Annotated in this window: 25 protein-coding genes and 1 pseudogene; 15 read left to right on the forward strand and 11 right to left on the reverse strand. The window is 59.4% G+C overall.

Features of this window, described 5'->3' with window-relative positions; translation table 11 throughout:
• Positions 1-138 precede the first annotated feature (138 nt).
• Positions 139-1,299 carry an alpha-hydroxy acid oxidase gene (locus HU722_RS17030; RefSeq protein WP_065872212.1) on the reverse strand — a complete coding sequence of 387 codons (1,161 nt, stop codon included), beginning with the start codon at positions 1,297-1,299 and terminating at the stop codon, positions 139-141.
• A gap of 121 nt (positions 1,300-1,420) precedes the next feature.
• Between HU722_RS17030 and HU722_RS17035 the strand changes: the two genes are divergently transcribed.
• Positions 1,421-2,206 carry a DeoR/GlpR family DNA-binding transcription regulator gene (locus HU722_RS17035; protein WP_065882043.1) on the forward strand — a complete coding sequence of 262 codons (786 nt, stop codon included), beginning with the start codon at positions 1,421-1,423 and terminating at the stop codon, positions 2,204-2,206.
• Here HU722_RS17035 and HU722_RS17040 read toward each other — a convergent pair.
• The 3 genes from HU722_RS17040 to HU722_RS17050 are packed head-to-tail and all read right to left on the reverse strand — an operon-like array spanning position 2,171 to position 3,563.
• A complete protein-coding gene (locus tag HU722_RS17040; RefSeq protein WP_065872208.1) occupies positions 2,171-2,908 on the reverse strand; it encodes a DUF72 domain-containing protein in 738 nt (245 codons plus the stop codon). The genes HU722_RS17035 and HU722_RS17040 overlap by 36 nt on opposite strands.
• On the reverse strand, positions 2,905-3,336 hold the full coding sequence (locus HU722_RS17045; RefSeq protein ID WP_065890823.1) for a DNA methylase: 432 nt from the start codon (positions 3,334-3,336) through the stop codon (positions 2,905-2,907). Before HU722_RS17045 ends, HU722_RS17040 begins: the two co-directional genes overlap by 4 nt.
• 2 nt (positions 3,337-3,338) lie before the next feature.
• Entirely contained in the window at positions 3,339-3,563 is a 225-nt protein-coding gene (locus HU722_RS17050; RefSeq protein ID WP_065882037.1) for a hypothetical protein, read from the reverse strand.
• 196 nt (positions 3,564-3,759) lie between these two features.
• Between HU722_RS17050 and HU722_RS17055 the strand changes: the two genes are divergently transcribed.
• Positions 3,760-4,263 carry a DUF4142 domain-containing protein gene (locus tag HU722_RS17055; protein ID WP_065890822.1) on the forward strand — a complete coding sequence of 168 codons (504 nt, stop codon included), beginning with the start codon at positions 3,760-3,762 and terminating at the stop codon, positions 4,261-4,263.
• Positions 4,264-4,289: 26 nt separating this feature from the next.
• Entirely contained in the window at positions 4,290-4,850 is a 561-nt protein-coding gene (locus HU722_RS17060) for a type 1 glutamine amidotransferase domain-containing protein (RefSeq protein ID WP_065872204.1), read from the forward strand.
• A gap of 59 nt (positions 4,851-4,909) precedes the next feature.
• Here the strand turns inward: HU722_RS17060 and HU722_RS17065 are convergent, their stop codons facing one another.
• Positions 4,910-5,116, reverse strand: a complete 207-nt coding sequence (locus HU722_RS17065) for a PLDc N-terminal domain-containing protein (RefSeq protein WP_065872203.1) — start codon at positions 5,114-5,116, stop codon at positions 4,910-4,912.
• A 280-nt stretch (positions 5,117-5,396) separates the two neighbouring features.
• On the opposite strand from HU722_RS17065, the gene HU722_RS17070 reads away from it, so the two are divergent.
• Positions 5,397-5,873, forward strand: a complete 477-nt coding sequence (locus tag HU722_RS17070; RefSeq protein ID WP_049712902.1) for a PA2171 family ribosome-binding persister protein — start codon at positions 5,397-5,399, stop codon at positions 5,871-5,873.
• A gap of 80 nt (positions 5,874-5,953) precedes the next feature.
• Positions 5,954-6,232: a hypothetical protein gene (locus HU722_RS17075; RefSeq protein ID WP_065872202.1), complete on the forward strand. Its 279-nt coding sequence runs from the start codon at positions 5,954-5,956 to the stop codon at positions 6,230-6,232.
• A gap of 75 nt (positions 6,233-6,307) precedes the next feature.
• Here the strand turns inward: HU722_RS17075 and HU722_RS17080 are convergent, their stop codons facing one another.
• Entirely contained in the window at positions 6,308-6,853 is a 546-nt protein-coding gene (locus tag HU722_RS17080; RefSeq protein ID WP_065872201.1) for a putative natural product biosynthesis protein, read from the reverse strand.
• Positions 6,854-6,916: 63 nt separating this feature from the next.
• Entirely contained in the window at positions 6,917-7,300 is a 384-nt protein-coding gene (locus tag HU722_RS17085; RefSeq protein WP_065872200.1) for a DUF2946 domain-containing protein, read from the reverse strand.
• 181 nt (positions 7,301-7,481) lie between these two features.
• Between HU722_RS17085 and HU722_RS17090 the strand changes: the two genes are divergently transcribed.
• Positions 7,482-8,090 carry an SCO family protein gene (locus HU722_RS17090; RefSeq protein WP_049712821.1) on the forward strand — a complete coding sequence of 203 codons (609 nt, stop codon included), beginning with the start codon at positions 7,482-7,484 and terminating at the stop codon, positions 8,088-8,090.
• Complete coding sequence (locus tag HU722_RS17095; protein WP_065872199.1) at positions 8,090-8,572, forward strand: copper chaperone PCu(A)C; 483 nt, start codon at positions 8,090-8,092, stop codon at positions 8,570-8,572. Before HU722_RS17090 ends, HU722_RS17095 begins: the two co-directional genes overlap by 1 nt.
• Before the next feature lie 48 nt (positions 8,573-8,620).
• Here HU722_RS17095 and HU722_RS17100 read toward each other — a convergent pair whose 3' ends face one another.
• Complete coding sequence (locus HU722_RS17100; RefSeq protein ID WP_065872198.1) at positions 8,621-8,950, reverse strand: DHCW motif cupin fold protein; 330 nt, start codon at positions 8,948-8,950, stop codon at positions 8,621-8,623.
• A 124-nt stretch (positions 8,951-9,074) separates the two neighbouring features.
• Between HU722_RS17100 and HU722_RS17105 the strand changes: the two genes are divergently transcribed.
• The gene (locus HU722_RS17105; protein WP_065882025.1) at positions 9,075-9,563 is read left to right on the forward strand and encodes an HIT family protein; all 489 of its coding nucleotides are present in this window, start codon (positions 9,075-9,077) and stop codon (positions 9,561-9,563) included.
• A gap of 301 nt (positions 9,564-9,864) precedes the next feature.
• On the opposite strand, the gene HU722_RS17110 is transcribed toward HU722_RS17105, so the two are convergent.
• On the reverse strand, positions 9,865-10,335 hold the full coding sequence (locus HU722_RS17110) for a GNAT family N-acetyltransferase (RefSeq protein WP_065882024.1): 471 nt from the start codon (positions 10,333-10,335) through the stop codon (positions 9,865-9,867).
• 175 nt (positions 10,336-10,510) lie between these two features.
• Here HU722_RS17110 and HU722_RS17115 point away from each other — a divergent pair, with 175 nt between their 5' ends.
• The gene (locus HU722_RS17115; protein WP_049712816.1) at positions 10,511-10,846 is read left to right on the forward strand and encodes a hypothetical protein; all 336 of its coding nucleotides are present in this window, start codon (positions 10,511-10,513) and stop codon (positions 10,844-10,846) included.
• Here HU722_RS17115 and HU722_RS17120 read toward each other — a convergent pair.
• Entirely contained in the window at positions 10,836-12,449 is a 1,614-nt protein-coding gene (locus tag HU722_RS17120; protein ID WP_065882023.1) for an ATP-binding response regulator, read from the reverse strand. The genes HU722_RS17115 and HU722_RS17120 overlap by 11 nt on opposite strands.
• A 116-nt stretch (positions 12,450-12,565) precedes the next feature.
• Here HU722_RS17120 and HU722_RS17125 point away from each other — a divergent pair, with 116 nt between their 5' ends.
• The 3 genes and pseudogenes from HU722_RS17125 to HU722_RS17135 all read left to right on the forward strand — a co-directional run bounded on the left by HU722_RS17125 (position 12,566) and on the right by HU722_RS17135 (position 15,498).
• The gene (locus tag HU722_RS17125; RefSeq protein WP_065882022.1) at positions 12,566-13,168 is read left to right on the forward strand and encodes a LuxR C-terminal-related transcriptional regulator; all 603 of its coding nucleotides are present in this window, start codon (positions 12,566-12,568) and stop codon (positions 13,166-13,168) included.
• A gap of 96 nt (positions 13,169-13,264) precedes the next feature.
• Positions 13,265-14,095, forward strand: a pseudogene (locus tag HU722_RS17130) (flavin-containing monooxygenase); the annotation flags it as partial.
• Complete coding sequence (locus HU722_RS17135) at positions 14,083-15,498, forward strand: purine-cytosine permease family protein (protein WP_065890821.1); 1,416 nt, start codon at positions 14,083-14,085, stop codon at positions 15,496-15,498. The pseudogene HU722_RS17130 and the gene HU722_RS17135, both read left to right, overlap by 13 nt.
• Before the next feature lie 232 nt (positions 15,499-15,730).
• On the opposite strand, the gene HU722_RS17140 is transcribed toward HU722_RS17135, so the two are convergent.
• Positions 15,731-16,027 (reverse strand): DUF3144 domain-containing protein, encoded by a 297-nt coding sequence (locus HU722_RS17140; RefSeq protein WP_065872237.1) that lies wholly within the window; start codon positions 16,025-16,027, stop codon positions 15,731-15,733.
• 217 nt (positions 16,028-16,244) lie between these two features.
• Between HU722_RS17140 and HU722_RS17145 the strand changes: the two genes are divergently transcribed.
• From HU722_RS17145 to HU722_RS17155, 3 genes are all read left to right on the forward strand, one after another.
• Complete coding sequence (locus HU722_RS17145; protein WP_175403059.1) at positions 16,245-16,448, forward strand: hypothetical protein; 204 nt, start codon at positions 16,245-16,247, stop codon at positions 16,446-16,448.
• 94 nt (positions 16,449-16,542) lie between these two features.
• Positions 16,543-16,944 (forward strand): DUF8617 domain-containing protein, encoded by a 402-nt coding sequence (locus HU722_RS17150; protein WP_065890820.1) that lies wholly within the window; start codon positions 16,543-16,545, stop codon positions 16,942-16,944.
• A 273-nt stretch (positions 16,945-17,217) separates the two neighbouring features.
• Positions 17,218-17,967, forward strand: a complete 750-nt coding sequence (locus HU722_RS17155) for a substrate-binding periplasmic protein (RefSeq protein WP_065890837.1) — start codon at positions 17,218-17,220, stop codon at positions 17,965-17,967.
• The last annotated feature ends 274 nt before the right edge of the window (positions 17,968-18,241 follow it).

Consider the following 18,241-nt stretch of genomic DNA (forward strand, 5'->3'; position numbering starts at 1 on the left):
TGCTGGGCCAAATCAGAAGTTGATCAAATATTGATCTTGGCTTAAATCGCCAACCCTGCCGGGGCTTCGCAAAGTTATCCACAGAGATACCCACGGTTTTCGTGGACAACTCTTTTTATATTTTTACGTTTTTTTTGCTCAGTAAACGTTTTCTGGAAATGTACCCGGCAACAAAATCTCGCGATTCACATCGCGTATATCGTTATACCCACACAGCGCCATCGACACGTCCAACTCACGGGCGATGATCTCAAGTGCCTTGGTCACGCCCGCCTCGCCCATCGCGCCCAGGCCATATAAATGCGGCCGACCGATCATGGTGCCCCTTGCCCCCAACGCCATCGCCTTAAGCACGTCCTGGCCGGAACGAATGCCGCCGTCGAGCCACACTTCAATACGCTCGCCCACAGCCTCCACGATTGCCGGCAGTTGGCTGATGCTCGACGGTGCGCCATCCAACTGGCGACCGCCGTGATTGCTCACCACCAGTGCATCGGCGCCGGAATTCGCGGCTAGGCGCGCATCTTCTACATCGAGAATGCCCTTGATGATCAACTTGCCGCCCCAGCACTTCTTGATCCACTCCACATCGTCCCAGCTCAGGCGCGGGTCGAATTGCTGGGCCGTCCAGGAAGAGAGTGAACTCATGTCCGCCACACCTTTCACATGCCCGACGATATTGCCAAAACCACGGCGCTTAGTGCCCAGCATGCCCATCACCCAACGCGGCTTGGTGGCCATGTTGAGGATATTCGGCAAGGTCAGCTTGGGCGGTGCCGACAGGCCGTTGATCAAGTCCTTGTGGCGTTGCCCGAGGATCTGCAGGTCGAGGGTCAGCACCAACGCATCCACGCCGGCAGCCTTGGCGCGCTCGATCAATTGTTCGATAAAAGCGCGGTCGCGCATCACATACAACTGGAACCAGAACGGCTGGCCGACGTGTTCGGCGATGTCTTCCAAGGAGCAGATGCTCATGGTCGACAAGGTGTAGCGCAGGCCAAACGCGGCAGCCGCGCGGGCGGTCAGAATCTCGCCATCGGCATGCTGCATGCCGGCCAATCCGGTCGGTGCCAGCGCCACCGGCATGGCCATGTCCTGGCCGATCATGCTGGCACGGATCGAGCGCTCGTCGATATTGCGCGCCACCCGCTGGCGGAATTTGATGCTGGCAAAATCGCTTTCATTCGCCCGGTAGGTGCTCTCAGTCCAGGAGCCGGAGTCGGCGTAGTCGTAGAACATCCGTGGGACACGCTTTTGCGCGAGCTTGCGTAAATCTTCGATGGTTGTAATCAACGACATCTAAGTCACCTCTCCCTGAACTGAACACTGAGAGTAACCGCCCATCGGCTGCTCAACCAGCCATTGCGTTTATATCGGCAGGCGCATAATCTCGCATAAACCCGCAAAATGATGCAGAACCATGCACAACACTCATCAAGCCATTGACCTGCCTTCTTTGCGCAAACAGAAGATCCTGTTGTTGCTGGAACGCGACGGCAAGGTCACCGCCTCGGAATTGGTGGACCACTTTGCCGTATCCCAAGACACCATCCGCCGCGACCTCGGCGAACTCGCCGCCGCCGGCCTGTTGCAACGCGTGCACGGCGGCGCCCTGCCTCGGCCAAAGGACACTGGCAAAGACTTTTTCACCCGCGTTGGCGAAACCAACGAGGCCAAGCGCCGCCTCGCCCGACTGGCGGCCGACCGCGCGCAAGATGGCCAGATCGTGCTGTTCGATTCCGGGTCCACAACGCTGCAGATCGCGCAGTCACTGCCCCGCTCGATTCGCCTGACCGTGGTCACAACGTCGCCCATGATCGCCATCGCACTGGCCGACCACCCCGATGTAAAAGTGATCCTCACCGGTGGCCAACTCAACCCCGCGACTCTCTCCACCAGCGGCCACGAAACGGTGCGCCTCATCCAAAGCATAAAGGCCGACCTGCTGTTTACCGGGGTGTGCGCGCTGCATCCGCAAGTGGGCATCAGCTCGCTGCACTTTGATGAAGTGGCGGTCAAGCAAGCCTTGCTCGACAGCGCCTCCCATGTAGTGGCGGTGACCCTGGCGGACAAGCTCGGTGCGGTGGAGCCCTTTGTGGTGGCGCCCTGCAGCCGCATTCATACACTGATTACCGAATGGCATGTGCCGAGTGTGGAAGCGTATGAGCAGTTAGGCTTGGAAGTGTTGCGAGTAGAGGTAGAGTAGTGACAAGGCGTCGGGCGTCGCATGCCCGCTGGCGGTATTGTCGAAGATGCACCACGTGGGAATGCCGGCGTTCGTAGCCTGAACCAATGCCTGCGCAAATGCCTGCACTCGCTCAGGGCCATAAGCACTGTGATAGATACGCGGTGATCCATGCAGGCGCCAATAACTCACGCCCCGCCAACCGCCGGGCACGCCGCCGGTTTCAATCACCGCAGGGTCAGCGGCGACCCTGCCAATTTCAAAATCCTGCAACATCACCTCGGCTGCGAGCCAGGTAGCGTGACGCGGCTCAAGCACCACGGCGCCGGCAAAGCGTTGGCGTAACGCCGTAAAAAAAGCGCTGGCGATGGCAGGTTCATAGCTCAGCGACGGCGGTAGTTGAATCAACAAGCAGCCGAGCTTTTCACGCAGCTGCAGGCTGTGTTCAAGAAACTCATCCAGCGCGGTTTCACAACGCTGCAAGCGCAATTCATGGGTGATGCGCTTGGGCACTTTGACCGAAAAACGAAACGTCGACGGCACTGATTGCGCCCAACGCTCATAGGTCTTTGACAGATGGGGGCGGTAAAACGAGCTGTTGATTTCCACTGCATTGAAGCGTGACGCATAGCGCTGCAAATGCGTGCCCTCGGCCACAAATGCCGGCCAATGCTCACGCGGTAAACTCCAGCCCGCGCATCCCACAAAAAGCGGCGCGGTCAAAACAGCACCGTCGCCGCATCACGCATGAAAATCTCGATGGTTTTAGGTCCCACGCCGTCGAATTCCCCGAGGCGCTTTTCAAACGCCTGCCGGTCTTTACTGGCACTGCGCATCTGGGTGAGCTTGCCGGCGTACTCGGCATTCAGCTTGGCACTGAGGTCCAGCAAGCGCTGCGCGGTGGTTTCGTCATAACGCACGTAGTGAGCACGCCCTAACATTGCGACCAATTCCCGTGAAGTGCAGTGCTGCAACTTGCGTGCAGTGTCGCGACCTTGTTCTTCAACGATCACCTTGTAAGCCTGCGCAGCGATGGGTGCCTGGATCCGCTTGCCCATCAAGAAGCTGGCGATCAACCATTTGAACAGGCTCGCGTCATCATCAGGCTTGAGCTCGACGCCCAATTCAGACGCGCTAATCGCCCGAGCCATGGCTAGTGCCCCAACTTGCGCTCGGCTTTGTCGGCCTGCTCGTTAATGGCATCGGTCTGGCGCTCAGTCTCTTTGATCGAAGTCGGCGTCAGCACTTTATCGACGGTTTCGGTCTTGGGGTTCGGACGGTCCAGGGTCTTCCCCTTGGACGGCTGTTCAATGCCTTTCTGCACGTTTTCCGAGCTGATCGGGTCTGGGGTTTTGTCAGCATTTTTGTGATCGGTCATGGTCAATCTCCTGGCAGTTGCAGCCCGCAAAAATCCGCGGGCACCTAAGCAGCAGAGGCCACTGAATTTCGATAGTTCAAGAATTCAACCGGGCACGGCCACTGGCGAAATAAGCGCGAATTAAATTAAACCTTTTGCACAGCCGCCCTCTCAACACTCAGGTAACGGCATCAAGCCACCTTTAAGGAGCCACACCATGACTACTCAGTTAATGAAACAAATGGGCCTGACCTTCGTATTGGTTGCAGGCTCGATTTCGACCGCCATGGCCGCCACGTCCAATAGTTTTGTCGACAATGCGGCCGAAGGTGGCATCACCGAAATCGAAGCGGGCAAGCTGGCCCTGCAAAAGAGCAGTTCGGCTGATGTGAAGACCTTTGCCCAACACATGGTGACCGAACACACCAAGGCGAATCAGGAACTGGCGACCCTGGCTAAAAAGCTCGACATCGAAGTACCGGATGATGCTGCCCTGACGGATAAGGCCAAGAAAGCCATCCTGGAAATGCGCGACGAATCGTTTGACGAGGCCTACGCCAACAATCAGGTCGCCGCCCATGAAAAAACCGTCGAGCTGTTCAAGAAAGAATCCACGTCTTCGGACAATGCCGAGTTGAAAGCCTTCGCCACCAAGACGCTGCCAACCCTTGAAGCTCACCTGAAGGCCGCCAAGGATCTGCAAGCCAAATACGCCAAGTAACCCCACGACTCAGGAGGTACTCAAACATGAGTTCGCAACTCAACGGCAAGAACATCCTCATCATCACGTCCAACACGGGTATCGAGCGCGACGAACTGCTTAAGCCCCTGGAAGCGCTACGCGGTTTTGGCGCTACGGTGACCCATGGATCCAGTGAGGGCGGCACCACCCAGACGTTTGTCGGCGACACCGAAAAGGACCGCACCGTAGAGTCAGACGCCAAGCTGTCGGCACTGTCCGGTGCGGATTTCGATGCCCTGGTGATCCCCGGTGGCACCGTCAATGCCGACACCTTGCGCCAGGATGCAGCAGCCTTGAAGTTGATCAACGAATTCGTCACGGCGGGTAAAACCGTGGCAGCGATCTGCCATGGACCGTGGGCGTTGATCGATGCGGGCGTGGTCGAGGGCAAGACCCTGACCTCGTATAAGAGCGTGCGCACCGACTTGGTCAATGCCGGCGCCGCGGATTGGGTCGATGCCGAGACCAAAACGTGCACAGCCAATGGCTGGACGCTCATTACCTCACGCACGCCGGACGACTTGCCGGCGTTCAACGACACGATTGCCAAGGCTGTCGCAGGCTAAACAGCTGGCTTTGAACGCAAACAGGCGCCCAATGGGCGCCTGTTTTTTTTACCTCTGATTTAGCCTCGATGCTGCTCGGGCATCTCACGTTTCGGCCCGAGCACTGCCCATGCAATCAACCCAAACAGCGGCACGAAGATCAGGATTATCAGCCACAACCCCTTAGTCTCCCAGCCACTTGTGCTACGCAACACAACGTTAATCGCCCACAGCTCCGCGAGCAGCAAAATCACCGCCAAACCGATCCAGATATATTCTAATTGCATGAGTCACCTCCTGAGGTCTTGTGCATTAGGTCAAGTATCGGCGCTGAGGGTTCATTAAAAATACCTGCAACAGCTAATACGCCCGTCATTCAGGGTGGAATGCAACCCTCCACGCAGGCAACCATGCAAGCTGCACGACACCCGGCCTGTTCTGTAGCAGCTAACCGCATGATTTATCTGAACATTCAGAAAAATCTCAGGTTGGTACACCTGATGCAATGTTTCCTCAGGACGAGGCGTGCATTTCGACACGCCCTGATTTTCCCGTGAGGTGTCACCCATGAATGCCATTGACCTGCTCAAAGCCGACCACGAACGCGTGAAGGCCCTGTTGACTCAATTGAGTGAGTCAACCGAACGCGGGGTTAAAAAGCGTACTGAGCTACTGGCCAAGCTGGAAGCAGAAATCAGCCTGCACACTAAGCTGGAAGAAGAGATTCTATACCCGGCATTCAGAAAGGCCGGCGGCAAGGAGCAGGACATCATGTACCACGAAGCCAAGGAAGAGCATCGCACCGTCGACTCGCTGGTGCTGCCGGACTTGAAGCAGACTGAGCCTTCGACAACCGAGTTCTCCGGCCGCGTTAAAGTGGTCAAGGAGTTACTGGAGCACCATATCGAAGAAGAGGAAACCGAGATGTTCCCGCAGGCTAAAAAACTGCTGGGTAAGGCGCTGCTGGAAGAGTTGGGCGCTGAAATGGAAGCCATGAAAGCCGCGCATAAAAAGGCGCAGTCGACCAAGCCAATGGCGGCTTGATCGAAGCATGACCGAAGCCTGGACGTGATCCAGGCTTCGGGGCTGTTTCTGGATGTACCCACACGGTAGGGGATTGCGTCATGAAGACCAGATCGTACCAACGGATTTTGCATATCGTCGGCCTCTCAGCCTTGCTCGCGGGCCCCGCCCTCGCCGCTTTTGGCGATAACCCCGAGCCTGCCGCTAACGCCTTGACTGGCGACAGCGCCGCCGGTTCCGCGCTGCCGCCTGGGACCTACCCCAGCAGCCCCTCCGACAGCGACAAGAAAACCAAAGACACCGACAAACCGCCGAGCAAACCGGCTAAGCCCGCCGATAGCCATAAAGACAGCAAGGAAAAACCTCGCTCAGGCAGTTGACGGCTCATCCGTGACCCGGTGGTTGGTGGTTGGGGTGAAGCGGAAAAAGCTCGACCAGAGGCACTCGGCAGCCGCTCAAGGCACCGGCAACCATCCGCTGAAGCCACGCGATACCGTCAACGGGCACCATGCGAAATCCCAGGGTGGCGGTGGCAGCGCCGGGAGTTCGGTCCCGGTACGCTGAGCGTGTTTCCAATCGACAACCCGCGACGACTGCCAGGCCAGGACCACACCCTGGGCCTGGCTTTCGTCCGTATTGACCCAGCCCGCGGCCGCCGCCGCCATGAATGCCTCGATGGGCTCATCATCGATCTGCGCGCCATACACCGAGCCCAGCAGCCAGCGGCAGACATTCACGTGGTAGGTCCAATCCAGCGGCGGCCGGTTGCGATAGGCCCAGGTCATGAAGCTGCGAAACAGGTTGAGGCCTTCGGGCGGGTCGAGCTTGAGCAGCGCCGGGCAGATATCGAACAGGGTGTGCCAATAGGGCAAAAGGCGCGCATCCAGATGCACGAAATTACGCGAATTACTGGGATATTCAGGCGGAACAGGTTCCGCGTGCAGGCGACGGGACGCCTTGCTGACCAGGCGGCTGGCGCCTGCGGGCAATAGGAGGTTCATCAAACGCACTCACAGTCATGACGATGGAACGCCTCCTGGTTTCAGGAGGCCCCGGGGCGTACGTCAGCATGCAGGTGAAGCGCGGGGGTTGGCCGAGGGCCAGGAATAACGCGGCGGCGCCTTGTTGCGCCGTTCATGGGCCGGACGTGGCGTTCGGCCCAGGCCCAACAGCCAGGCCAACCCGACCAGAAACACCAGCGCAGGCGTCAACGCGTTGCAGACTGGGCAGGCAAAGTAGTTCGAGATGTTGCTGGAAGACGGGCTGCCCAACCCTTTGTCGGAAACTGGCGCCTGGCTGCCGTCCACCGAACAGAACGTCCCGCCGACGCCATTGAGTGCCTGGCCCATCATCTGCCCATGACCCAAACCGCAGACGAACAGGTTCATCAGCACGCAAAAGTACAGGGCCCAGGCGATCAGTGAACGGTCGGGGTGGCTCAATTTCATGGCGGCGACTCTACCACCAGAGCCGCAAAAGGATGAAGCACGGCACGCCCCTGTGACAGAACGTCGCAGATTACGTGTCGCAGCCAGGGTTGGTAGACTTGGCGCCCTCCTCCTTTACTCCTTTTCAAAGCCTGATGTGTAGATCCAGAGCAATGCAGGCGTTTCACAGGACGCACCGTTGATGAGTACGCTATTCACCCGCCGCAAAGTGCTGACCGGTATGGGCCTGCTGGGCCTGGGCAGCCTGCTGGGCGGCTGTGACTACAGCCCCAAGCTGAACTTCAAGTACGGCAAGGACTTGAGCGACAAGATCATGGGCCGCACCTTCAAGCTCAAGAACACCGCCGGCGAAACCGTCACCCTCAGTTCGTACCGTGGCCTGATGCCGGTGGTGTTCTTTGGTTTCACCCAGTGCCCGGCCGTGTGCCCGACCACCCTGGCGCGTGCTGCCCAGGCCAAGAAGCTGATGGGCCGCGACGGCGAAATCATGCAGGTGGTGTTTATCACCCTGGACCCGGAACGCGACACGCCCGAGATTCTCGACAAGTACGTCAAGGCCTTCGACCCCAGCTTCGAAGCGCTGTATGGCACCCCGGAAGAAATTGCCGTGGCCGCCAAGGAATTCGGCATCTTTTATGAAAAGATCCCCGCCGGCGACACCTACACCTTGTCCCACACCGCCACCAGCTTTGTGTTCGACACCCGTGGCAACCTGCGCCTGGGCCTGCAGGCATCCCTTACCGCTAAAGAGTGCGCAGAAGACCTGCTCACCGTCATGGAGGTCTGCTAATGACTGCCGTTCAACACCTCAAGCGCCTGACGTTCGGCCTGACCCTGCTCGGCCTCGCAGCGCACGCCAGTGCCCAGGTGCAAGTGACCGACGCGTGGGTGCGCGCCACCGTGCCGGGCCAGCCTTCCAGCGGTGCGTTCATGACCGTCACGGCCGACAGCGACAGCCAACTGCTGAGCGTGGCCTCGCCCGTGGCCAAGGACGTGCAGATCCATGAGATGAGCATGAAGGACGATGTGATGCGCATGGGCCCGGTGGATTCGGTGGCGCTGCCCGCCGGCAAGGCCGTGACCCTCGACCCCAACGGTTACCACGTGATGCTGATGGGCCTGACCGGCCAGATCAAGGAAGGCGACCAGGTGCCACTGACCCTCACCGTGAAAAACGCCAAGGGCGAAAAGCAGGTTGTCGACGTCAACGCCAAGGCGCGTGGGTTGGATGGCATGGACCATGGCCATATGGACCACAGCAAGATGCATTGATGGAAGACCGTAGGCGCGGGCCTGCTCGCGCCTACGGAGAATGACGGTTTAGTCCACGATAAACAGCTTCGCCCCGACGCCCGTCGATGAGCGATGCCCTTCCATGTCATTGCCCACCTGGTAACTCATTCCAGCTGTCAGGGTGAACTGGCGACCATCTTCCAGCTCCGTGTGCAACTCGCCTTCAAGGCACAACAGCACATGCCCGCGCCAGCACCAGTGATCCGCCAGGTAGCCGGGCGTGTACTCGACCATGCGCACCCGGGTGGTACCAAAGTGACAGGTACGCCATAAGGCGCTGCCGGTGACGCCAGCGTGGATACTGGGTTCGAGGGTGGACCAATCGGTGGTGCCAAAGGGGACGGCGGTGAGATCCATGGTGGGCTCGGTGGTGGTTGGAGTCGTTTGAGGCTATCCACCGGGTGCCGCGTGCGATAGACACAGATCGACCGCATTTGTGGGATACAGGTATTCTGCCGGTCCAGCTCCCATGGATACGCTTATGCAGATCGACCCTGCCTTCGTCCTCCACCAAACCGAACACTGGCGCCTCAACCACCACGTGGCTTCGGCACTGCCGGGGTACCTGATGCTGGGTGCCAAAGCGCCAATCCACTCCCTGGCGGATATGCCGGACGCAGCGCTGGCCGAGTTGGGCGGATTGCTCGCGAAGACCCAGCGGGTGATGGAGGCGCAGCTCAAGCCGAAATGGCTGTACATCAGCCGATATGGGCACATGCCGGGATTCCCGCTGCATTTTCATTTCATCCCGGTGTACGACTGGGTGGAGGACGCGTTTTGGCGGGATGAGCGATATCGGATTCTGCAGGGTTTTGGCCCGCAGCCTCCCGCGCAGGCGCTGACCGACGGGGCCGAGCTGACGCTGTTTGTGTGGCGCGAATTTGGCGAGAGCACTACGCCGCCGCAGGTCCAGGGGGAATCAATCTACCCAGTGATTGCGCGGTTGCGCACGGCCTTTCGGTCGGCGTGATGAACGTTGGCGCTGTCGAGTCCCGGCGAGACTGCGAAGGCGGCGGCACTGCCAGCATTTTCGTCGCCTGACACTCCGCTTTCGCAGCCTCGCTAAAGCTCGGCAGCTCCCACAGGGGATCTGCTGTGTTGGCTGGATTTCGGTTATAGCTGCGGGCGCAATTGCAGCAGCGACGCAGATCAACTGTGGGAGCTGTCGAGCCCCGGCGAGGCTGCGAAGGCGGCGGCACTGCCAACACTTTAAGCGCCTGACACACCGCCATCGCAGGCAAGCCAGCTCCCACCTCTTGAACCGTGTTCAGTCAGGCACTCAGTCGTTTTGTCATCGGAATACACGCTAACGCTAACCCCGAGGGCGAGTGGTAAATCGCCTGCTCGTCCCCCACGTAGCCGCAGGCTCGATAGAATGTCGCTGCGTTCAACGTCGCATCCAGCACCACGGTTTCAATCGCCCGTTCCTGCGCAACGTTTTCGAGGTGATCGAGCATTGCCTTGCCATATCCACGCCCGGTGAATTCGGGCAGTACAAACAGCGCACCTACTTCGTTGTTGTCCAGGTCGAGCATCCCGGTGGCAACCGGCTCCCCCTGTATACACCCCAGGTAAAACAGTTTATCCATCAGCACGTCGTAGCCATCCTCGGCCTTTCCCCGCGTCCACAGCATCATTTGCTCGCGCGTATAGGCGCCGATGCACTGGCTACGGATGGCCTGCAAGCGGATGTCGAACGCCACCTGGGCATCCTCCGGGGCAGCCCGTTTTATCTCCAGCATTTCACTCTCCCTCCATGAAATCATCGCGCCACTAGCACACTTGTGCTAATCGACCCCTCCCCCTTGCGGCGCTATATTCCTCGGCACTTCCAACGCTCCTCTGGCACCGCGCATTTATCGCGGGTGGGCCTGTTGCGCGCCGGAAAAGCCCTAACAACCCCAAGGAAGAATCACCATGAAACTGCAATCCTCCGTTACCCGCCTCACCTTGTTGGGCGCCTTGATCATTGGCGTGGCCGGCTGCAGCAACATCAAGCCCACCGAAGACCATCTCAAGACGCTGTCGGAAACCAACCTGGGCGAGCCGGTAAAGCGTATTGCTAACGTGCGCAGTGACTCCATGACCACCTATTACATCGCCAGCACCGCGTCCGGCGACTATAACTGCGTGCTCTCAACCGGCGTCGGCGGGGCGCTGCATGCGGTAGGAAGCTTTGGCCTGATAAAGCCTGCAGCCTACTGCCAACCCAAAGGTGCGCGCGGCAATGCATTGCAGGGCTTCACTCAGTAACGGCCTCCTGGCTCAAGTCCCGCAGAACACCGCGCAGTTCAGCGGGGCGCACCGGCTTGGAGAGAATCGCGATCTGACGGTCGTGCAACGCGGCCTGGATTTTCTCCACGTCGTGCCCGGTGAGGATCAGCGCCGGGACTGCCCAGCCGCGTTGTTCGCGCAGGGCATCGATGCATTCGATACCGGTGGCGTGGTTTCCCAGGTCGTAGTCGGCAACGATGATGTCGCAGTCGCTGACCAAGTCGCGCCCCGAGGTTTCAGCCTGTACCTCACAGCCCCAACGCTCCAACAGCGCCTGGGTGGCGAGCAATACGTTGTAGTCATCTTCCACCAGGCACACCTTCAAGCCGGTCAGCAGGCCGGTCTGACGTGTGTCGTCGCGAGGTGCCGCTGCATGCGGCGCGGTGGCCAGGGTCAGGCCGTAGAGGCTTACCGAGGTGCCACGGCCGACCCGTGAACGCAGGCTCACTTGCACGCTCATCAACTGCCCCAGGCGCTTGACGATGGACAGCCCCAGGCCTACGCCTTCGACGTCTTTGTCACGCAGGTGGCGCACCCGATAAAACTCTTCGAAGACCTTTGACAGATGCTCCTCGGCAATCCCCCGCCCCCGATCATGAATCTCCACTGCCAAGCCGCCGTCGCGAATGCGCACGCCGATCAGCACCGGCCGTTGCGCGCCGTATTTGAAGCAATTGGAGAGCACGTTCTGCACCATGGTCGCCAACAGCGCCGGATCGACCAGCACCCAATGCGCACAAGGCCGCAGGCGCAACTCCACGCCGGCCCAACGTGCGGCCTCGGCGTTCTGGCGCACCAGGTCGGCGAGAAACTCGCCCAGGTGCACCGCCTGGTACTTGGGCAGCAAGCGGCCGTTGTCGAGGGTGTAGAGGTCGAGAATCGAGCGGAACAACTGCGACACGTTAAGCAGCGAGCGGTCGATGTTGTCCACCAGTCGGCGCTCTTCATCGCCCAGCCGGGCTTCGCGCAGGCAGGCGGTGAACAGGCCGATGGAGTGGATGGGCTGGCGCAGGTCATGGCTGGCCTGGGCGAGGAAACGCGATTTTTCCAGATTGGCGGCGATGGCTTGCTCGGACGCCTTGCGCGTGCGCTCCAGCAGGATATGCGCGTACACCGGGATCACCGTGCTGGTGGTCATCAGCATCAGCACCATGAATGGTTGCGCCTGCCACACCGGCGTGAGGCGGTACACGATCAACAGCGCCAGCAACGCCAGGCCCGTGGCAATCGCCAGGTAACGCGAGCCATAGCGCATGCCGTTGCCGAGGTTGACCCACACCATCACCGCATACAGCGGCAGTGCCGCCTCGCCGCCGACCACCATGCCGAACGAGGTGCCGGTGTAGTCCTGGATCATGCCGAAGATCCGCCGCGCCGGGTAATGCCCGGGCCATCGGGCGATCACCTGGCGAAATACGATGGAGGCCAGCAGGAACAGGACGATATACACGATTACCGGCAGGTACGTGTCCAACGAATGCCCAGGCAAAAAGCCGAGGATGCTGATGTAGACAATCGCGATACCGGCCACCACGATGCGCAGGTTGGCCTGGTCGAGCTCGGAGTTGGTCTCAAGACTCATGGGGTTACGTCCTTGTGCGGCAATCATCAATTCCTTCACGCTCCACAGGCAGGCCCCGGGCGCAGTGGTAAGGTAGCATGCCAGAGCACAACCCTGCCCCAGGAAGGAGCACCCTCATGACCGGTCGCATCATCATTGCCGACGACCATCCGATGTTTCGCGAAGGCATGCTGCGCACCGTGCAGCGCCTGCTGCCCGAGGCCGTGGTGCAGGAGGCCGGCGACCTGGACGGGGTGCACGCGCTGCTCCGTGAAGACGGCGAGATCGACACCCTGATCCTCGACCTGCGCTTTCCGGGCCTGACCTGCCTGAGCCAGCTGGCAGAACTGCGCCAGCAACTGCGACGCACCACGTTGATCGTAGTGTCGATGGTGGACGACCCGGCGCTGATCGATCAGGTGATGGCCTTGGGCGCAGACGGTTTTATCGGCGAGAACATCGCCCCCGACGAAATCGGCCAGGCGCTGCTGGCCATCCGCGAGGGCGAAGTGCTGGTCAAGTTCGCGCCCTCAGGCTTGTTGCCCCTCGACACCCACACCCTCACCGCCCGCCAGCATGACGTGCTGCGCCTGATCGCCCAGGGCAAGACCAACAAGGAAATCGCCAAGGCCCTGGATATCTCGCCGTTTACCGTGCGCATCCATGTGTCGTCACTGCTGCGCGCACTGGATGTGCCTTCGCGGGCAGCAGCGGCGGTGAAGTATTCCGGGGAGTTCTAGTCACAGCCGGGCCCGCCTCGTTGCATCCGATATTTATGCTCAATTCCCAGCTTAATAATATTTTATTTATAACCCCCCTCCCCCTACCTTGAAGTCATGCCAACGCTGAATCCAACTGCATCACGCAAGGACAGAGACATGACTGAAGCAATAATAAAAACAGACACCCTGGTGGTGGGCGCCGGTCAAGCGGGCGTGGCCATGAGCGAGCATTTGAGCAAGCAAGGCGTGCCCCACCTGGTGCTGGAGCGCAGCCGCATCGCCGAGCGCTGGCGCACCGGGCGTTGGGATTCGCTGGTGGCGAACGGACCGGCCTGGCATGACCGGTTTCCAGGCCTGGTATTCGATGATGTCGCCCCGGATGGCTTCGCGCCGAAAGAACGCGTAGCGGATTACTTTGAGGCTTATGCGCGCACGTTCAATGCGCCGATCCGCACCGGCGTGAACGTAACCTCCGTTGTACGCAATGTCGGCCGCCCCGGTTTCACCGTGCACACCAGCGACGGTGTGATCGAAGCCAACCGCGTGGTGGCGGCGACCGGGCCGTTCCAGACGCCAGTGATCCCAGCCATCGCACCCAAAGACACGGCACTGCACCAGATCCATTCCGCTGACTATCGCAACCCTGCACAATTGCCAACGGGCGCCGTGCTGGTGGTGGGTGCCGGCTCGTCCGGTGTGCAGATCGCCGATGAATTGCAACGCTCGGGCCGCCAGGTCTACCTGTCAGTTGGCGCCCATGACCGCCCGCCCCGCGCCTATCGCAACCGCGACTTCTGCTGGTGGCTGGGGGTGCTGGGCGAGTGGGATCAGGCAGCCATGAAACCGGGCCGTGAACACGTGACCATCGCGGTCAGCGGCGCACACGGCGGCAAGACCATCGACTTCCGCGAACTGGCCCAGCAAGGCATGACCTGGTTACCACTGCAACATCCTCCGCCCCGCTTATCGAAAAACACACGATTGGATACGTGCCCCCGGAAGATCGCCATGGAAAGGTAAGAGACCTGTTCACCCTGTGGTTCGGCGGGAACATCGCGCCGCTGCCGATCGTTACCGGTGCGCTGGGTGTGCAATTGTTCCACCTCAACCTCATCTGGGGTATCGTCGCCATCCTTGTCGGCCACCTGGTCGGCGGCGTGCTGATGGCGCTGCACTCGGCCCAGGGCCCGCAAATGGGCATCCCGCAAATGATCCAGAGCCGCGCCCAGTTCGGCTCCCTCGGCGCACTGCTGGTGGTGGTCATCGCCGGCGTCATGTACATCGGCTTCTTCGCCTCCAACATCGTGCTGGCCGGCAAATCCCTGCACGGCGTGGTCGACGCAGTGCCCGTACCCGTGGGCATCGTGATCGGCGCCATCGGCTCCGGGATCATCGGCATCATCGGCTACCGCTTTATCCACGTGCTCAACCGCATCGGCACCTGGGTACTGGGCGCCGGGATCGTGCTCGGGTTTGGCTACATCTTCACCCACGTGCAGACCACGGACTTCCTGACACGCGGCAGCTTCAACATCTCCGGCTGGCTGGCGACCGTGTCATTGGCGGCGCTGTGGCAAATCGCATTTGCGCCCTACGTCTCCGACTACTCCCGCTACCTGCCGGCAGACGTACCCGTCGCGTCCACGTTCTGGACCACCTACCTCGGCTCGGCATTGGGTTCCAGCCTGTCCTTCATCTTCGGCGCCGTCGCCGTGCTCGCCACCCCGGTGGGCATGGACACCATGGACGCCGTCAAACTCGCCACCGGCGCCATCGGCCCATTGATGCTGGTGCTGTTCTTGCTCAGCGTGATCAGCCACAACGCCCTCAACCTGTACGGCGCAGTGCTGTCGATCATCACCCTGGTGCAGACCTTTGCCTATCGCTGGATTCCCACCGCGAAAAGCCGCGCAGTGATCTCGATTATCGTGCTGGCCGCCTGCGCGATTGCAGCGGTATTCGCCTCCAAAGACTTCATCGGCCACTTCGTCGACATGGTGCTGGTGCTGCTCGTGGTACTGGTGCCGTGGACCGCGATCAACCTGATCGACTTCTACGCGATCCATAAGGGCAAGTACGACATTGCCTCGATCTTCCGCGTGGACGGCGGGATCTACGGGCGCTACAACCCGCAGGCCTTGTTGGCGTATGGGATTGGGATTGCGGTGCAGATTCCGTTCATGAGCACGCCGCTGTACGTGGGGCCGATTTCGGAGCACATCAACGGGGCGGATTTGTCGTGGGTGGTGGGGTTGGTGGTGACGTCGCCGTTGTATTTCTGGTTGGCGAGTCGGGACAGTGCTTATAAGCGCAGGATGGAGGGGGGCAAGTTGGTGGGCGGGATTTGAAACATCCGTCGGCTGTGACTTGAGCTGTCAGAAAACCCGCCTTGGCGGGTTTTCTGATTTTAGGGGATGGCCGGGCATCGCCTTTTTTGTAGTGAGCGGGCTTGCCCCGCGCCAGGTTGTGAAGCGGCAGCCAATCTAACCGTCGAGGTGTACCAGCATGCGCCTGGTCGATAGTGGCCCATCGAGATCGACTGCCAAAAAACAGTCAATCACCGAGAGTAACCAAGATTAATCAGGCGTCTTGCGCAGTCATGTACTTGCTGAAGTTGTTGATATGGTCGTCGAGATTATCCTCAAGCATCATCCGGTACTGCTCACAAAAATACTTCAACATCGCTTCGCGAGCCTGCGCCATTTCCTCGCCTGATTTGAAGTTGCGAGTGCTCACCCAAGCATTGAATCGAGTGGTGCCAAACATCATCGACGCGCTAACCTTTCCAAGGTCTCCGAGCGCCCTAAGCTGCTCGTTCGACAGGTTTATATGCGCGTCTGCACGATCAAAGAATGCTTCATCGGTGGCATCTGGCATTGCTGGGTACCTATCTATCATTGTCGGAAATTCCGTAATTGGAACACTTCCCGCATCGGCTATGCTACGACACGTAAACAAAAAAATGCCAAGGTTTGACGCCCGCTATTGGCACTCGCCGCTCACCACGCGGGTGCCCTTCAGCAAGCGTTGAACCTGGCGATAACCTGTTCGGCGACTCGCGCGGACTCAAGCGCGTTCCCACTGCGGCGATGACATGGACTTCGATTGCTTTGTGCTGATGACCGAACAGGTGATTGACGGAGAGACTCTGCACTGGCGCCGTTTTGGGTTGAGCGTATCCAACGGTCTGGAAGTCGGTATTACCACTCGATGGGACGCCGAGAATCGCCCGATCAGTTTTTCCCTGGCGGAATTTCGCGAGGCGCTGGAGGACTTTTACAGGCTGATGAAAGCCTAAGGGCTGAATGAATTACCCCTGCCCAAGTCGAAAATTTTGCCAAAGAGTTGCCCGCCATTTAACGAAGTGATCGAACACTAGGGATGAACCGCAAATGAGCAAACTGGGTTGTAAGTGTGGTCATGTGATTACCGATCAAACCGACAGCTTGCCCTATAAGGCGAGCCTGCTTCGCGACGAGGTAGAAAATGAATGTTGGGATGAGGTGCACCGCGAACTCAAACCTCTGGTAGAGGCTGCGGAATCCGGAGACAAGGCTGCGATAGCTGAGGCATTTGGCGGGTTCGCACCCTGGAGCAGCGCTACTGACGAACTGCAAGGCCGAATAGCCCGCATCTACATTCACCGCATGTCGAATGTCTACGAATGCCAGAACTGTGGACGCCTTTGGGTGCAAAAGGATGCCAGTGACAGATTTGTTTCCTATGTCCCTGAGGAAGGCGCATATGGGGCGATCTTGTCAGTGGCATCAGGAGAGTCTGAGAAGCGAGATTGAGCGTGCGCGATTGGTCGAAATCTGCAGTTGCTATTGGCTGCGTTCGGCCAGAACCGGACGGTCACTATATGTCCCAACCGATACCGATAAGAGGCAATCCGCTAAACGCTCTTGAGAAACCTGTGCCATGCGTACTGGTTCGTATGTATCAATCGCCGTGGTGACGGTTTACGGGACTGGATCAGGCGTTTGACGCGTGTCAGGGTCTATACTAATTTCGCTCTTTTGATCAGATCCACCCTTGATCACCGCACAGCCCACCAGGCAGAACACGTGAAACATTCGACACTTACTGCCGCGCTGCTCTGCCTATTACTTGGCACTCCCGTCAGGGCCGAGCAGTATCAGGTCGTTACTGAAGAGTGGGCGCCGTACAACTACCAGGAGAACAATCAGCTCACCGGCATGGCCACGGAGATCGTTCGAGCCATAATGGCGCGGACCGGGGATGACTTTGAGGTGGTGCTGCTGCCCAGTATGCGAAGCGCCCGCGCATTGAAGACCCGGCCCAAGACCATCATGTATTCACTATTCCGCACGGCAGAGCGCGAACCGCTATACAAGTGGGTCGGACCGATCGTGGAAGAGTCCATTCACCCCTATCAGTTAGCCAATGCGCAGCAGCCGGTGAATTCCTTCGAGCAGCTACTGCACGCCCCAAAAATTACCACGAGACATGCCGGCCTGATACCCGAGACTCTGCAGTCGCGGGGCTTCAACAACCTCGAAAAAACTGCAACCGAGAGCCTGCAGCTCTATCGCATGCTGCTAGCCGGACGCACCGATATCATCATAGGCGACACCGATGCGGGAGTGGCTTACTACAGCCGCCAGTTGAACATCGTCCCCGGCACGCTGCGGCAGATTCCCATCGAGCTCTATCGCTCATCGCTGTACATCGCCTTCAGCCGCGACTGTGACGACGAACTGGTAGCCTCCTGGGCCCGCGCCCTAGAGCAACTGCGCCACTTGGGCGAGCTGGAGCGCATCCAGGATCGATACAATCAACCCATCGGGCAATGAAAGCGCGGAACCAGCGCAAGCCCGCCTCGCACTTATCCAGCCTTGCTCTCACTCAACGCGGAGGATAAGTCATGAACATTTTCGCAACATGCAGCCATCAGCCTTGGAACAAGGAAACGGCTTAACCCGGCCACGCCAAAGGAGCTTGCGGAGCAGATGATGCTTCACCAAAGTGAGCAGTCAGAGGTGCTCGAGTGGTTCCGGTCGACACTGCCGTTGGGAACGCTCGGAACAACGGCCCGGATCTGATCATTGCGAAGTAGCTTGGCCATAG

The sequence above is a fragment of the Pseudomonas tritici genome, from assembly GCF_014268275.3.
GTDB classification, from domain to species: Bacteria; Pseudomonadota; Gammaproteobacteria; order Pseudomonadales; family Pseudomonadaceae; genus Aquipseudomonas; species Aquipseudomonas tritici.